We start from the raw sequence: 16,244 nt of genomic DNA on the forward strand, positions 1-16,244 counted from the left end.
GCCCGCTTCTGAGATTTGATCAATGAATAGAAACGCTTTTTTACCGGGCGTGACGGGCATTGCGCTGCTGTTACTGGTCGCAGTGCCGGTGGCATTTGTCGTTTTGCAGGCGGTTTTTCCCCATCTCGATACCGGCAGTTATTCGGCACCGTTCAGCGCTTTTACCCGCGTTTTTGCCGAACCGGCACTGAGGGAGCTGATTACCACGACGCTGAAGGTCGGGCTCGGCGTGGCGTTATGCAGCGCGCTGATTGGCGTCCCGCTCGGGGCACTGCGCGGACTGTTCGCCCTGCCCGGCGCCGCGCTCTGGGATGTGGTATTCCTGATCCCGTTTTTATTACCGCCTTATATCGCCGCGCTGGCGTGGATGCTGGCGTTGCAGACCAACGGTTATGTCCAGCAGTTGCTGCCGGGGATGCATCTGAATGATTTTCTGTTTTCACTGCCGGGGATGGTGGTGGTGATGACGCTCAACGTATTTCCGGTGGTCTATTTCGCCGTATCCCGCAGCATGGCCGCCAGCGGCAGTCGTCTGGCGGACGTGGCGCGCATTCATGGCGCGGGGCCGTGGCGGGCCTTTATCCGCATCACGTTGCCGATGGCGTTACCGGCCATTGCTTCCAGCCTGCTGCTGGCGTTTACCCTGTCGATAGAAGAGTACGGCGTGCCCGGCGCGTTAGGTTCGCGCAGCGGCATTCTGATGCTGACTACCGGAATCGAGCAGCGTCTGGCCGACTGGCCGATTGATATGCCGGGTGCGGCGGTGCTTTCCCTGCTGCTGGTGGCTATCGCATTATGCGCCTACAGCGTTCAGCGCGCGGTGCTGGCCGGGAAAAATGTCGAAAGCATGACCGGTAAACCGGCGGATGTGACTCAAAAATCGCTGGCGGGCTGGACGCTGCCGGTGCTGGCGTTATTTATCCTCGTGGCGCTGATTGCCGTCGCGCTGCCGATTGTCTCGACGCTGGTCACGGCATTCTCCGGTACGCTTTCCGGCGGTCTGTCACTTTCCAATCTGACATTACGGCACTTTGATAATCTGTTTGCCTCGCACGGCGATGCGCTCAGTGCGCTGTCGACCAGTCTCAGTCTGGCGCTGGGTACGGCGCTTGTCGCCGGTGCAACGGGTTTTCTGGCCTCATGGCTGGTGGTGGCACAGAAGATTCGCGGTGCGGCGCTGATCGACGGACTGTCACTGTTTCCGGCGGCGCTGCCGGGCATCGTGGTGGGTGTCGGGCTGATTTTGGCCTGGAACCGCAGTTTCTGGCCGGTCACTCCGTACAACACCTGGGGGATCCTGCTGCTGTCATATTGCTGCCTGCTGCTGCCTTATCCGGTGCGCTATGTCAGCGCAGCGTTAAGGCAGATTGGCGCAAATCTCGATGCGGCGGCGCGGGTGCACGGCGCGACCGCTGCGCAGGCGCTGCGTATGATCCTGCTGCCGCTGGTATTTCCGAGCCTGCTGGCGTCAATGATGATGGTATTTGCGGTCGCTTCACGGGAACTGGTGACGTCGTTATTGCTGTCACCGGCTGGCGTGCAGACCGTGTCGGTCTATGTCTGGCGGCAGTTTGAACAGGGTTCGGTGGGCGACGGCATGGCGATGGCGTCGATTGCCGTACTGCTGAGCCTGACGCTGATGTTAATCGCATTCAGGCTACAGCAGCGCCAGACGTCTTAACTTTCGCGCTGTGCTTCGCGGTGCGGGCGGTCGCCGGAGGGGATCAGTAAACCGGCGGCGACCGCCAGAACTGAAATCGCCGCCGAGACTATAAAGACCCAATGCAGCGAGGCGGCAACGCTTTCTGTCAGCTGATTCAGCAGGCCGCTGTCCATCGCACTGCGCGTGGCTTTTTCCATCAGCTGTTGCACCGGATCGTTCACCTGCGGCAGCCGGTATTCCAGATTAAGATTCAGTGTGGCGCCCAGCACCGCCGTACCAATGGCCGAGCCGAGCATACGGGTGAACAGCGTCGAAGCAGTGGCAATTCCGCGTATCGCCGGTTCTGCGCTGTTCTGCACCGAAACGATAAAGGTGGTGTTACAAAGACCCATTCCTGCGCCGATAGAAAATGCTGCCAGTCGCGCCATCCACAAGCCAGAAGACGGTGAAAGCAGTAACAGCGCCAGACTTCCGGCCACCAGCAATAATGCGCCGGTCACGGCAGTGATGCGGTATGACGTCGCCTGCATCATGCGGCTGCTGAACATACTCGCCAGCGGCCAGCCCACTGACATCAGCGCCAGCGTGGTACCCGCCTGCAAGGGTGTGCCGCCCAGAACACCCTGCACATAAGTCGGCAGAAACGCGCTGATCCCCATCATGGTCGCGCCGATAATCAGGCCGCCAATATTCCCGGCAATGATCACTTTGCTGTCCCACAACGCCAGCGGGAATAACGGTTCCGGCGTTTTACGTTCCTGACGTACCAGCAACCCGCCGCAAAGAACGGCGAACGCCAGTAATGCCAGCGCCCAGTACCCCAGTGCTTCAGCCTGTAACAACGCCAGTAATAAAGCAGCGACTGACAGCGTGAGACAGGCGGTGCCGGCCAGATCCAGCTGATGCTGTTTACGCTGTCCGTCCGGTGGCAGGTATTTGATAAGGATCGCCATCGCCACCAGCCCGATGGGTACGTTCACCCAGAACACCACCGCCCACGGAAAATGAGAAACAATAAACGCTCCCATCAGCGGCCCGACGATCGCTGAAACGCCCCACACGCTGGACAGATAGCCCTGCGCTTTTGCCCTTTCCTGCGGACCATACACATTAGCAATCAGGGTGGTGGCAATCGGCGTGATGGCACCCGCACCCAGCCCCTGCAACGCGCGAAAACCAATCATCCAGCCCAGCGATGGCGCGAATCCGCACAGAACAGAACCGATCAGAAACAGCGTGGTGCCGATGAAAAACATTTTCCGGCAGCCATATAAATCGGCCAGCCGCCCGTAAATGGGCACGGTGATCGCCTGGGTCAGCAGATAGACGGCGAACACCCAGCCGAGCAGCGAAAAACCGCCGAGATCGCCAATGATGGTCGGCATCGCAGTCGCGACAATCGTCACTTCAACGGCGGCCATAAACATCGACAACATGCAGGCAGTCAGGATCAGCGGGCGGTGAGAAGCTTTTACAGCAGATGTTTTGATTTCGGAATGATTGACGGCCATGTTCTTTATTTTCTTAAAATAGTTTTTATGTACGCGAAATGTTTTGAGAAGCGCACTCAGGCAGATGGCTAATTATAGTCATAAAAAAGGCTCTGAGTTTTTGCACTCAGAGCCTCAGCATGAAGAAATTATGTGACAACGTCACCGTCAGGCTTTAGTCAGCGTCTTAAGATTGAAGCTGGAGAGATCGATAAACTTCGCCATATCGCGGCTTTCTGCACGCGGCAGATAAGGAATTTCACCCAGCAACGGCGCCGAAATATTGGTGCTGATCGCTTCGATAGTTTCCTGATAGTGAGCAAGGCAAGGATTAATGCGATTCGCCACCCACCCCAGCAACGGCAAACCATCTGCAATAATCGCCTGCGCCGTTAATAACGCATGGCTGACACAACCTTCCTGAATACCGACCACTAATACCACCGGCATATTTTGCTGGCGTACCCAGTCAGAATAAAAAAGATGCGGAGTGATCAACGTTCTCCACCCATCACATCCTTCAACAACCACCGAATCAGCCTCCTGGCGCATGAAATTAAGGCCGTTAGTCATTATTTCAAAAACATTTTCGGGGATCTGGCTGGCATAAATATCTTCATCCGCCAGCGCCAGCGGGGTTATTTTATTAAAAGGATAAGAAATAGAAGATGACTGCTGGAGAGTTACCGCATCTTTATTTCGAACCCCGTCGGCCAACTCCTGGCTGCCTGTTGCAATAGGTTTATAGCCTGAAACGCAGCGATCCTGCGCGGCTAAAGCCTGAAGCAAGGCACGTGTGACAATGGTTTTACCTACACGGGCATCCGTACCCGTGACGAAAAAATGCGTTAACATGGAATTCAGGCTCCGGGATCTCTCCGTCTTATTGAAAGATAGTCTCCGGTAAGAAAACACCGCCGGAGACAAAGTATCGACAGAAAGTCTAGGCGATGCGAGATGAGAGCGGATTGCGTTAGCGCAATGTTTTGTCGACTCGGTGAGCAGTAATTATCCAGGCTTTATATGTTTTTTATTTAAAAACAGTCGTTAAAGGCATATCCAAAATAATTGTGATTAGCGCCAGGCGGCAAGTGAGAAAATCCCGATGAGCTGACTAAAGTCAGTGATTCGGGCGAACGAATGCCGCCAACGCAGTGATAATTTCAAGTATGAAGGATATTAGCCTTGCAGTAATTTTATTATCAGTGAACCACTATATAAAGCGTCCTTCACTAATGCCGCACCGGGCATGGTTCCCTGATTATAGAATTGCGTGGATTCGAGTTTGATATTTTCGCTATATGCGGGCAGTGACTGCTGCTGAATACAGGACATTATCGCGGGATGGAGAATATCTTGCGATAAATTAAGCGGTGAGCCGATCAGCACTTTTTCCGGATTAAATAAATTCACCATGATGGCGAGAATTCGTCCCACGCTCTGCCCGACGCTGATAATCACATCACGCGCAAGCTGATCGCCACGGTTAGCGGCATCGCAGACGGCTTCAATGGTCAGTGAAACCCCATGCAGTAAACTCGCCGGAACCGGTACCGTCAGACGCTGACGCACCAGTTCGAGAATACTGTCAGTGCTGGCAACGGTTTCCAGACACCCGTGATTGCCGCAATAACAACGTTTGCCGTAAGGATCCACCTGCGTATGACCGATTTCCGCCACGCTGCTGCTGCCCGCGTGCAGAACGCGTCCGCTGGTGATCACTCCCACGCCGACGTTGTGGTCAATCACCACCTGAACGACGTTTTTACAGCCGCGGGAAGCGCCATACAGCGCTTCCGCCAGCGTCCAGGCACCGATATCGTGCTGCACATACACCGGCAGACCGGTGTGCGCGCAAAGCGTATCGCCCAGCGGCATATCAAACACGTCATGATAAAACGGCATACGGTGAACAATGCCACGGCGCGCATCAATCATTCCCGGCAGGGTAATAGCGATGGCGGTAAGGCGTTCGAGTTTGCGCTGATGGCGGATAAAGAACTGATCGATTTCAGAGATAATACGTTTGAGCAGCGGCTGCGGAGCCTGTTCCGGTAATGGCATCACTTCTTCCACCACCAGTTTACTGCTCAGATCACGCAAACCCAGGGTAATAGAGCCGAGACTGATACGGGCAGAAAGATAGTGCCAGGCCTGCGTATCCAGCGCTAAACCAATAGCCGGACGCCCGCGACTACCGGGATCCTGAAACTCGGTTTCCAGCACCAGATGAGCCTGTAATAACTCGCGGACAATCTTGGTGATACTGGCCGGAGCCAGCTGTGCTTTTTTCGAAAGCTCGATACGCGAAATGGGACCAAACTGATCTATCAGGCGGTACACAGCACCGACATTGGTTTGTTTAATCTGGTCGATATGTCCTGGTTGCCCGTCGGGGATCACTCAAGGAGCTCCTGTTATTTTCGCGCTTCAAAATAAAGATTAGGGGGTATGTTGGAGTTTTTGTCATATGTCGTCAACTATTTGATTCGTTATGTGATTTGGTGCACAAATTGTATGAAAACACCCTCGGAATTGACTGGAAATACAGCATCTTCGGCATCAGTAGTCCGTCAGTCATCGTGAAGCAACAATGCCATAAACGTGCGGGTCGCCGCCGTGAGTGGCCGCGTCGCGTGATTCACCAGCCATAACTGCGTGGTGCCATGCAGATTGCCAAAGCGCAGATAGCGGACACCTTCCACCTGAATACGCAGATACGACGCCGGTAAAATCGACACGCCCAGCCCGGCCGCCACCAGCCCGATAATGGTCAGCGGCTCTCCCACTTCCTGCGTGATATAGGGCGTGATCCCCTGCGCTTTCAGCTGCCCGAGAATATCGTCGTACAGCGACGTGCCGACATCTTTGGAGAAAAACACAAACGGCTGATCGGCCAGATGCTCAAACGTCAGTTCGCCGTCAGCCAGTGCGTTAAGCGGATGGTCTTTATGCACCACCGCAATCAGAGGTTCAGTCAGCACCAGATGATGTTCCAGTTCCGGCGGCAATTCGCCGTTACGCATAATCCCCAGATCAAGCCTGCCTTCCAGCAACGGGTCGATTTGCTGTTTGCTGTTGAGCTGTTCGATGCGGATATTCACGTCCGGATAGGTCAGGCGAAAATGATGCAATGTGCTGGAAACCCGGCTTAAAAACGGCGCCGAAGAGGTCAGCCCGAGCGTCAGATTACCGGATTCTCCCCGGTGAATTCGCGCCGCCTGCGCCGAAACATCATCCACCCGTTGTAAAATCTGCCGCGCTTCGGTCAAAAAAACCTGACCGGCCTGCGTCAGGCGTACGCTGCGGTTACTGCGGTAAAACAGCGCCGCACCGACATGCGCCTCCAGCGCCTGAATTTGCTGGCTCAGCGGCGGCTGGGAGATATGCAAACGCTCCGCCGCCCGGCCAAAATGCAGTTCATCCGCCACCGCAATGAAATAACGTAAATGACGCAACTCAATTTGGCTCACTACAATGCCCGCCTCATTCTGATTGATACTTTAAACATATCGTTTTCAATTGATTAATATATTAGACAATACAACGGGCACTGTTAAAATTTTCATACATTTTTAAATTTAGTTTTACAGCCCATCGAATTAAGGAATGACAGTGAAAACCTTCCGGCGGATTTCCGCTGCACCTGCTCAAGATTCTGTTAATGACGACGAATTAAATCCTGAATCGCCTGCCGCCCGCTCTGGTCTGAAAACTCCTTTTATCAAACGTGGTACGCCGCAATTTATCCGCGTGACGCTCGCTCTGTTTTCTGCGGGTCTGGCAACGTTTGCATTGTTATATTGCGTGCAGCCGATTTTGCCGGTGTTATCCCATGATTTCGGCGTTTCTCCGGCCACCAGCAGCCTGTCGTTGTCGTTATCAACCGGCCTGATGGCGATTGGCCTGTTGTTTACCGGACCAGTTTCGGACGCCGTCGGGCGCAAATCGGTGATGGTGGTGGCGTTACTTCTCGCCGCAGGCTGCACGCTGGTCTGTTCCTTTATGCAGAGCTGGGATGGCATTCTCATCATGCGCGCGCTGATCGGCCTTTCCCTCAGCGGCGTAGCAGCGGTGGCGATGACCTATCTGAGCGAGGAAATTCACCCGAGCGTGGTCGCCTTCTCGATGGGTTTATATATCAGCGGGAACTCCATCGGCGGCATGAGCGGACGCTTAGTCAGCGGTGTTCTGACCGATTTCTTCTCCTGGCGTATCGCCGTCGCCGTTGTCGGCCTCTTCGCCCTCGCCTCAGCGATTATGTTCTGGCGCATCCTGCCGCCCTCAAAACATTTTCGCGCCAGCTCACTCAAACCTCGCAAGCTGATGATTAACTTTAAACTGCACTGGCGTGACAGCGGTTTACCGTTACTTTTCGCGGAAGGTTTCCTGCTGATGGGCAGCTTCGTCACCATGTTCAACTACATCGGTTATCGTCTGCTGTCATCGCCTTACAACCTGAGTCAGGCGATTGTCGGGATACTTTCCATCGTTTACCTGATGGGGACTTACAGTTCGCCGAAAGCCGGCGCGCTGACCGGCGTCTATGGCCGTGGTCCGGTATTAATCGGCGCCACCGTGCTGATGCTGCTGGGGATTTTGATTACCGCCTTTTCACCGGTGTGGCTGATTTTCATCGGCATGATTTTAGTGACCGGCGGGTTCTTCGCCGCCCACTCCGTCGCCAGCGGCTGGATCGGCCGCCGTGCGCGCCGTGCGAAAGGCCAGGCCTCGTCTTTATATCTGTTCAGCTACTACGCGGGATCAAGCGTCGCCGGTACGCTGGGCGGCTTTTTCTGGCACGCCTACGGATGGTATGGGATCACCGGATTTATCAGTCTGATGCTGATTGCTGGAGTTGGCGTTGGGTTTAAGCTGATGAGATTAGCTGAGGCAAAAGCGGTTTAACGGGTTAGCGCCTCCCCCTGCGAAGGAAGAGGTTGGGAGGGGGGCTAAAGGCTAACACCTTGTCAAAGAACACTTCAATGCATTGATTAATCATTAATACCCCACCCCAACCCTCCCCTTCGCAGCGGAGGGAGCCGACCGAGATTCACTTATTTTCGTGCGAAAAATTTGCTGCTTTCATTCTCCCATTTTCCCCAGCCGTCTCTGGCTATCCGCCTCAAACAACTGCATCCGCGCGGTATCAATTTGTACCCATACACGGTCGCCGGGTGCGGCATTCGATCTCACCATGCTGTAAACACTCAGGCTTTCGCTGCCAAATTTACCGTGGATGAGTTCGCTCAGGCCGGTCGGTTCGATAAGCGTGATGTCCAGCGGCACCGCGCCGGGTGCGCTTTCTTCGCACAGTACGATGGCTTCCGGACGGACCCCGTAAATGACCTCTGCGCCGCTTTGCAGGGTCATAATCGCAGGATCAACCGGCAGCGTTAATTGCGCATTGATTCGTAACTGCGGCGCAGAATCACCCAGTTCCAGCGTACCGTTGATGAAATTCATCGAAGGCGAACCGATAAAGCTGGCGACGAATTTATTGGCCGGTGTGTCGTAAAGTTCCAGCGGCGTGCCGACCTGCTGGATAAGGCCGTGGTTGAGCACTACGATGCGGTCGGCGAGCGTCATGGCTTCGACCTGATCGTGTGTCACATATACGATGGTATTCTTCATCCGCTGATGCAGACTTTTGATTTCAATACGCATCTGCCCGCGCAGCTGAGCGTCGAGGTTGGAAAGCGGTTCGTCGAATAAAAATACCTGCGGTTCGCGCACGATCGCCCTGCCCATCGCCACGCGCTGGCGCTGTCCGCCGGAAAGCTCTTTCGGACGCCGATGCAGCAGCGCAGTCAGTCCGAGAATATCGGCGGCTTTATTCACGGCGGCCTCGATTTCAGCCTTCGGGCGTTTTTGCACTTCGAGACTGAATCCCATATTGCGCGCCACGGTCATGTGCGGATACAGCGCGTAACTCTGAAATACCATCGAGATATCGCGGTCTTTCGGTGCCACCTGATTCATCAGGCGCGTACCGATATGAATGTCCCCCGCCGTCGCCAGTTCAAGCCCGGCAATGGTGCGCAACAGGGTCGATTTGCCACAACCCGATGGCCCGACCAGCACCACAAATTCGCCGTCTTTGATGGTCAGGTTAATGTGGCGCAAAACTTCGACATTTTCGTAACGTTTTTGAAGATCGGAAATCGTAATCTGAGCCATAAAATTATCCTTTTACCGCACCGGCAGTCAGCCCCTGAACCAGGTAACGCTGAATGAACGCAAAGAACAGACAGGCAGGAATGAGCGCCAGCACGGCCGCTGCCATCATGTCGCCCCAGGAAACTGCGAATTTCGACACAAAGCTGAGCAATCCCACCGGGAAGGTCATCACTTCGTTTTTGTTGATGAGCATCAGCGAGAACAGCAGTTCGCTCCACGCGGCGGTGAACACGAACCCTAAAGTGGCTGCCATGCCCGGCAAGGTCAGAGGGATGATGACTTTACGCAGCGCCATAAAACGGCTGCACCCTTCCAGCATCGCGGACTCTTCCAGATCTTTAGGAATGCTGTCGAAAAACGACTGCATCAGAAACGTGGCAAACGGCACGTTGAACGCGGTGTAAATCAGCACCAGCCCCAGCAGGCTGTTGGTCAGCCCGAGCGGGGCCATCACTTTGTAAATCGGCGCGAGGATCATCACCAGCGGGAACATCTGCGTAAACAGCAGCAGCGCGGCCATCACCGTTTTGCCACGAAAACTGAAGCGGGAAAACGCAAAACCCGCACCGGCGGCGATGATGGTGGTCAGAAATGCCGTGCCGAAAGACACAATCAGGCTGTTGAAGAAATACAGCGGAAACTGGCTTTCGGTAAACACGCGCTGAAAATGGACAAACGTCATCTCGCCCGGCCACATCCGCACGCCTTCGCTGTAGAGCAGTTTGTCCGGTGTGATCGAGATTTTGATCAGCCAGTAAATCGGGAACAGCGCGAACAGCAGATAAAACAAAATCCCCAGCCGGTGTCCGCTTTTACGCAGTAATGCGTTTAATAACAGTGCATTCATTGCAGGCTCCTTATTTCAGCAACTGCTGGCGGATGCGCAGTAACACCAGCGCGTAAAAGGTCATCAGCACCAGCAGGAAAACCGCCATCGCCGAGGCATAACCAAAGTCGAGTTTGCGGTACGCCGTGGTGAAGATGAAACTCGAGAGGATCGAGGTGGAATTCGCCGGGCCACCATCGGTCATGACCACAATCAGATCGGCGAAATTAGCGATCCAGATGGTGCGTAGCATCACCGTAATCGCAATCATCGGTGCCAGAAACGGCAGCGTGACTTTGCGAAACTGCTGCCAGCCGGTCGCACCGTCCATCGACGCCGCTTCATATAAATCCTTCGGAATCGACTGCAATGCCGCCAGCAAAGTAATGGCGAAAAACGGAATGCCGAACCAGACATTCGCCACCACCGGGCCGTACAGCGCCAGTTGCGGGTCAGAGAGAATATTGTACGGCTCGGCAATGATATGCAGATCGGTCAGCCAGTAAGGCAAAATGCCAATGACCGGATTGAGCAACCAGGCCCAGGTCAGGCCGGAAAGAAATGCCGGAACCGCCCACGGCAGAAATACCAGCGCCTGCACCCAGCGGCGTCCGGGAAATTCACGGTTAAGCAACAGCGCTAATCCCAGCCCGAGTACGAACTGCAATACCAGCGAGGTCAGCGTCCAGTTGAATGTGTGGCGCAGCGCGGCATAAAAATGCCGGTCATCAAACATGGTGCGGAAATTATCCAGCCCCACCCAGCCGGTATCGAAAGGATTAAGCAACTGGATGTTCTGAAAAGCATACGAAATGCCGATCGCCATCGGGACAAAGATAAACAGTCCAATCAGCACCAGCGTCGGGCTGAGATAAACCCAGGGTTCCAGCAGCGCACGCAAACGGGGGAAGCGCGGCGCGCCAGCGGTGTCTGGCTCTGAAACATCCAACATCATGACGCGTCTCCATTGAGAGAAATGTGGAACTCCGGCAGAAGATTCATGCCGGAGTCAGCCGGTTTACTTCTGCGCAGCCAGCCAGGCTTTCTGTTCTTTCGTCAGGTATTTCGCCCAGTCTTTCACCATGCTTTCGGTGTCGTTCTGGCCGAGCAGCGTTTCCTGAGAACTGTCTTTCACAATCACTGAGTTGAAATAGCCCCAGCCTTTGAGGTGCGTCGGCATGGTCAGCGGGATGTAATTCGGGCTGTTCAGCTCAGCAAACCAGCCGGCAAACTGCGGCGCGTGGTAATACACATCCTGCTCAGCGCCTTTATAAATCGGTAAGGTGCCGACAAATTTCGACCACGTCAGGTTGTTTTCTTTGTTACTCAGGAAGGAAATCAGATCCCAGCTTTGATCCTGATTTTTGCTCTGTTTGAACATCGACCAGCCGGTGTAGCCGATGGTCGGATAGGCTTTGCCGTTCGGCCCGAGCGGCATAGGCGCAACCGAGAAATCATCCGGATTCATGCTGTTTTTAATGGCGATCAGCGCGTCAGGATCCTGATCAAGCATTGCGCATTTGCCGGAGTAGAAACCGGAGACGATTTCGTTAAAGCCCCAGTTCACGCTGTCTTTTGGCGCGTAACCTTTCTGGTACATATCCACCAGGAATTGCGCGCCTTTGACAGCACCCGGATCCGTCAGCGTGCTGTTGCCCTCTTTGTCGAAGAAGTCCGGCGAGCCATTCATCGCCGCCATAAACATCATCCAGGCGTTAGTGCCGCCGACGCCACCGCGCATGCAGTAGCCGCTGATACCGTTACCCAGCGCACTGATTTTCTTAGCATCCGCCATAAACTCATCCATGGTTTTCGGTGCGTCAGTCAGACCGGCCTGCTTAAACAGCTTTTTGTTCCAGAACATCGCCCGCAGATAGAAACCGTAAGGGATCATCGTGGCGGTTCCGCCGGAAGAGCGCGCCATGGTGAGCGTTTTGTCGGTCAGATCCAGCGTGCCTGCCCAGCCTTTCAGGCGCGGTTCAAGATCGGCCAGCATGCCGTTGCTGGCGTACAGCCCCTGCCAGGTGTCCGGCATTTCCACCACATCAGGATATTGTCCGCTCTGGATCATGGTGCCGAGCTTTTCAAACGCCTGCCCCCACGGCAGCGACACCACTTCTATCTCAACATCAGGGTGCTGCGTTTTGTAGGCGGTTAACATTTTTTGCAGCATTTCGGTACGCGCCGGGCTGGTGATCACTTCCACCAGCGTCAGTTTGGTGGCGGCAGAACTCATGCCGGAAAACAGACCGGCACTGAGCACCAGCAGGTTAAGCAAATGACGTTTCGGGTGTCGCATAATCTTGATTCTCCAGGGTGAAAAAAGGCGGAACACAGGAAAAGCGTGCAGAAATGGCTTCAGGAACAGGCGCTTTCGATGGCGTTTTTCAGGTCACGCCATAAATCTTCGGCATCTTCCAGCCCGACAGAAATGCGGATAACGCGCGGTGAGACACCGAAATCAATCGCCGAATTAAATTCACCGGCCTGATTGAGCACAGAAATGGCGGGCATCACCAGACTTTCAAAACCGCCCCAGCTGACGCCCATGCGAAATAAATTCAATGCGTTACAAAACCTCGGAATGTCGATGCCGTCGCTGAGCTCAAAAGAAAACAAACCGCTGTAGCCGGTCAGCGTGGAGGTCGGCAGCGGATCCAGCCCCGGATGATTCACCTGCGTAATGCGCGAATAACCCTGTAAGCGACGTGCCAGTTCCAGCGCACTTTCGTGATGCTGACGCATACGCAGCGGCAAGGTGCGCAGACCACGCAGCAGCAGCCAGGCTTCATTCGCTGAAAGTTTGCCGCCTAAAAACGGGCTGATATAACGGCTGATGGCGCTGATCCGTTCCTGACTCGAAATCACCAGACCCGCCACCACATCGCTGTGCCCGCTGATGTATTTGGATGCAGAATGAATGACCAGATCGATACCCGCCGCCAGCGGTTTCTGGAAGACCGGCGATGCCCAGCTGTTGTCGATCATTGTCACGACGCCGTATTTTTTCGCCAGCTCCGCGATGGCACGCAGATCCTGCTCGCCCATCACCCAGCTGTTCGGGCTTTCGAGATACAACAGTTTCGCGCCCTGAATTGCCTCTTCCAGCGTGGGCAGAGAACCGCCATCAACGAAGTGAGATTCAATCTGAAAACGGGTACAGAACCCGCGCAGGAAGCGGTAAGTGTCGGGATAAACGTGATTCACGCATACGACTTTGTCGCCGGGACCGGCCACGCTGAGAATGGCGTTGCTGATCGCCGCCATCCCGCTGCCGAAGGCCAGACAGGCTTCGCCGCCTTCCAGCTGCGCCACCTTTTTCTGCAACTCGACGACGGTCGGGTTATCCACCCGGGAATAAAGTGCGTGATCGCTGTCGCCGCGAAAACGGGCGATCATGCTGTCATAATCGGTGAAACTGAATAATGAGGACTGGTAAATCGGCGGTGAAATCGCCCCGCGATCGTGGCGGGCATCGTGTACCAGACGGGTGTTTTCACTTAACTCAACAGGCTGGCTCTTATCATCTTGCTGCATTGATCACTTCCTTCATGTCACGTTCAGTTATGTTCAGAATGTCGTTGCTCAGCCTGCGCGCGGTCTCCGGTTCACGACGCGCAATGGCTTCAAATAAGGTGCGGTGCAGCGGAAAAGAGTCACTGAACAGCGCCTGCTCAGGCGGTGATTCGAAAAAGGCGTGCAGCAGATCGTAGATACCGCCAACCATCTGCAACAGCAGCGGATTGTGCGCCGCGCTGTAAATCGCCGCGTGAAACTGCCAGTCTTCCGCACCGGCAGAACCGACGCTCAGATGCACTTTTTCCATCACATCGAGTTTTTGTTCGATAAACAGCAAATCGCTTTCTGTGGCGCGCACCGCCGCCAGCGCCGAGGCTTCGCATTCGATGATGCGGCGCACTTCCAGCGCGTGCAGCATGGTGGCGGAGTCATTTTTAAAGCGCAGGGACAGAAAGCTGTCATTGGCGGCTATCTCAGACTGCAAAAACGTCCCGCTGCCTTTTTTGCGCACAATAATCCCCAGCGCCTCCCAGCGTTTCAGCGCCTCGCGCACGGTATTGCGGCTCACCGCCAGCCCTTCGGCCAGCACGCGCTCTGGCGGTAATTTTTCGCCGATGCGGGTGCCGGACTGCGCCACATAACGGGTCAGCGCATCCAGCACCAGGGTGTCGCTCTGTTGTGGCGCGATCGGATGCAGTAAATTCATTTCGCCGCTCATGGGCTTCTCCGGACAGGGCTTGTGCAGTACCGGCCAGAATTGGCCCAACAACTCAACCTGTGGACCACTTTGCAATTTGTCTGCCAGTTTTAAAAACAACCGTTAACCGGATGATTTACAGACACATTGAGTGAATGACGCCCAAAACGGACAGCAAAGGTCAGATCGCAGTGGTGCAAAAGGACGGGGGTTTGTTATTGCGCTGTGCAGGAAATGTTCTGTGATGTAGCACAGGATGGATTGACGCACACTGACGCAAATGATAATTGTTATCATGTAAATTCATCCGGTCAGGCAGGTTGGCATGACACCGAACACTGAGTCCTGTGCAGCAGCGTCCTGCTGCATCGTCGGCGGCGGTCCCGCAGGATTAATGCTGGGGTATCTTCTGGCGCGTAAGGGAATTGACGTTACCGTGCTGGAAAAGCATCGTGACTTTTTGCGCGATTTTCGCGGCGATACCATTCATCCATCGACGCTGGACATCATCTGGCAGCTGGGTTTTCTTGAGGAGTTCCTCGCCCTGCCACATCAGCGTGCGGAAAAGCTCTACGGCGAAATCAACGGCGAAGAAACCACGCTGGCGGACTTCACCCATCTGCCGACGCAGTGCAAATTCATCGCATTTAGGCCGCAGTGGGATTTCCTTAACTTTATCGCCAGCAAGGCCGCGCAGTTGCCAAACTTCCGGCTGATCCACAACGCGCAGGTGCTGTCGTTACTGGAAGATAAATGTCAGGTCTCCGGTGTTCTGGCCGAAGTGAACGGCGAAACGCGGCGTTTCGATGCCAGTCTGGTGGTGGGCTGCGACGGACGTAACTCCATAGTTCGCGAACAGGCAGGGATGGAAATCCGTCGTTACGGCGCACCGCGTGACGTGTTGTGGCTGAAAATCCATAAACGGCCGGACGATCCGCAGTGGTCGATGGGGCATCGCGGCCCGAAGAAAAACTTCATCATGATCGACCGCGGTGATTACTGGCAGTGCGGGTATTCGATCCCCAAAGACAGTCTGGATACGCTCAAAGCACAGGGCATCCCGCCCTTCCTTGACCTGCTGACCGAAGTGTCGCCGTTTGAACGTCCGCGCTTAGCGGAGGATATTCTCAGCTGGGACGACGTGCGTCTGCTGGTGATCCGTATTGACCGCCTGAAACAATGGGCGAAACCGGGGCTGCTGTGCATCGGCGACGCAGCCCATGCGATGTCGCCAATTGGCGGCGTCGGCGTGAATCTGGCGATTCAGGACGCTGTCGCGACAGCGAATATTATCGCCGAGCCGCTGAAAACCGGGCGCCTGACGCTCCGGCATTTAAAACGCATCCAGCGCCGCCGGACGTTCCCGACCTGGGCGACGCAGGCCTTGCAGATAATGATCAGCAAGGCGGGACAGAAGAAACACACCCGACCGCCATCCCGTATGGAGCTGTGGCTGCGGGGCAGGAAATTTATCCCTTTTTTGTTTGGACGCCTGATCGGAGTCGGGTTTTACCGGGAGATCCCGAAGCTTTGATTTTGGGTTTGCTACCCAAACTGGCCCAAAGATCAAGGTCGTGGGCATCGGCCCACACCGACCAGAGACCCGGTAACGCGCGGGCCTCTGGACTCCACGCTTTTTTAACTGCGCGCTACCGCTCACTTGCTATGTTTCAGGTAGCACGGCGACAGGCTGAAAGCTTGCCGCTTTGCGGTTCCTTCACTCGGTCTTCGAGCCACAGGTCTCGAAGCCGCTCCGTTCAGCAAGCTTTCTGAAACGCCCGCAGGATTTTAAATTCAAAAATGGAATGGATTAATCTTTTAGATAAGTATATTGGCGTGATCAAAAATGGCACCGAATGAATGGTTCGA

13 protein-coding genes are annotated in these 16,244 nt (G+C 55.0%); 3 read left to right on the forward strand and 10 right to left on the reverse strand.

The window, feature by feature from the left end; translation table 11 throughout:
• The first annotated feature begins 22 nt into the window (after positions 1–22).
• Positions 23–1,681 carry an ABC transporter permease gene (locus D6C13_RS11930; protein ID WP_120132962.1) on the forward strand — a complete coding sequence of 553 codons (1,659 nt, stop codon included), beginning with the start codon at positions 23–25 and terminating at the stop codon, positions 1,679–1,681.
• Here the strand turns inward: D6C13_RS11930 and D6C13_RS11935 are convergent.
• The 4 genes from D6C13_RS11935 to D6C13_RS11950 all read right to left on the reverse strand — a co-directional run bounded on the left by D6C13_RS11935 (position 1,678) and on the right by D6C13_RS11950 (position 6,626).
• Positions 1,678–3,174, reverse strand: a complete 1,497-nt coding sequence (locus D6C13_RS11935; protein WP_120132963.1) for an MDR family MFS transporter — start codon at positions 3,172–3,174, stop codon at positions 1,678–1,680. The two genes, D6C13_RS11930 and D6C13_RS11935, sit on opposite strands and share 4 nt — an antisense overlap.
• 147 nt (positions 3,175–3,321) lie before the next feature.
• A complete protein-coding gene (gene bioD / locus D6C13_RS11940) occupies positions 3,322–4,008 on the reverse strand; it encodes a dethiobiotin synthase (protein ID WP_120132964.1) in 687 nt (228 codons plus the stop codon).
• A gap of 324 nt (positions 4,009–4,332) precedes the next feature.
• A complete protein-coding gene (gene mlc / locus D6C13_RS11945) occupies positions 4,333–5,556 on the reverse strand; it encodes a sugar metabolism global transcriptional regulator Mlc (protein ID WP_120132965.1) in 1,224 nt (407 codons plus the stop codon).
• Between the two features lie 170 nt (positions 5,557–5,726).
• Positions 5,727–6,626, reverse strand: a complete 900-nt coding sequence (locus tag D6C13_RS11950) for a LysR family transcriptional regulator (RefSeq protein ID WP_120132966.1) — start codon at positions 6,624–6,626, stop codon at positions 5,727–5,729.
• Positions 6,627–6,768: 142 nt separating this feature from the next.
• On the opposite strand from D6C13_RS11950, the gene D6C13_RS11955 reads away from it, so the two are divergent.
• Entirely contained in the window at positions 6,769–8,061 is a 1,293-nt protein-coding gene (locus tag D6C13_RS11955; protein WP_120132967.1) for an MFS transporter, read from the forward strand.
• A 177-nt stretch (positions 8,062–8,238) separates the two neighbouring features.
• Here the strand turns inward: D6C13_RS11955 and D6C13_RS11960 are convergent, their stop codons facing one another.
• From D6C13_RS11960 to D6C13_RS11985, 6 genes are all read right to left on the reverse strand, one after another.
• On the reverse strand, positions 8,239–9,333 hold the full coding sequence (locus D6C13_RS11960; protein ID WP_120132968.1) for an ABC transporter ATP-binding protein: 1,095 nt from the start codon (positions 9,331–9,333) through the stop codon (positions 8,239–8,241).
• 4 nt (positions 9,334–9,337) lie between these two features.
• Positions 9,338–10,180, reverse strand: coding sequence for a carbohydrate ABC transporter permease (locus D6C13_RS11965; protein ID WP_120132969.1), 843 nt, complete (start codon positions 10,178–10,180; stop codon positions 9,338–9,340).
• 10 nt (positions 10,181–10,190) lie between these two features.
• Positions 10,191–11,114, reverse strand: coding sequence for a carbohydrate ABC transporter permease (locus D6C13_RS11970; protein WP_120132970.1), 924 nt, complete (start codon positions 11,112–11,114; stop codon positions 10,191–10,193).
• A 63-nt stretch (positions 11,115–11,177) separates the two neighbouring features.
• Positions 11,178–12,458 carry an ABC transporter substrate-binding protein gene (locus D6C13_RS11975; RefSeq protein WP_120132971.1) on the reverse strand — a complete coding sequence of 427 codons (1,281 nt, stop codon included), beginning with the start codon at positions 12,456–12,458 and terminating at the stop codon, positions 11,178–11,180.
• 59 nt (positions 12,459–12,517) lie between these two features.
• Positions 12,518–13,696: an aminotransferase class I/II-fold pyridoxal phosphate-dependent enzyme gene (locus D6C13_RS11980; RefSeq protein WP_120132972.1), complete on the reverse strand. Its 1,179-nt coding sequence runs from the start codon at positions 13,694–13,696 to the stop codon at positions 12,518–12,520.
• Positions 13,683–14,396 (reverse strand): FadR/GntR family transcriptional regulator, encoded by a 714-nt coding sequence (locus D6C13_RS11985; RefSeq protein WP_120132973.1) that lies wholly within the window; start codon positions 14,394–14,396, stop codon positions 13,683–13,685. Before D6C13_RS11985 ends, D6C13_RS11980 begins: the two co-directional genes overlap by 14 nt.
• Positions 14,397–14,700: 304 nt before the next feature.
• On the opposite strand from D6C13_RS11985, the gene D6C13_RS11990 reads away from it, so the two are divergent.
• Positions 14,701–15,909: an FAD-dependent oxidoreductase gene (locus D6C13_RS11990; protein WP_120132974.1), complete on the forward strand. Its 1,209-nt coding sequence runs from the start codon at positions 14,701–14,703 to the stop codon at positions 15,907–15,909.
• Positions 15,910–16,244 lie beyond the last annotated feature (335 nt).

Source organism: Rahnella woolbedingensis, from assembly GCF_003602095.1.
Taxonomy (GTDB): domain Bacteria; phylum Pseudomonadota; class Gammaproteobacteria; order Enterobacterales; family Enterobacteriaceae; genus Rahnella; species Rahnella woolbedingensis.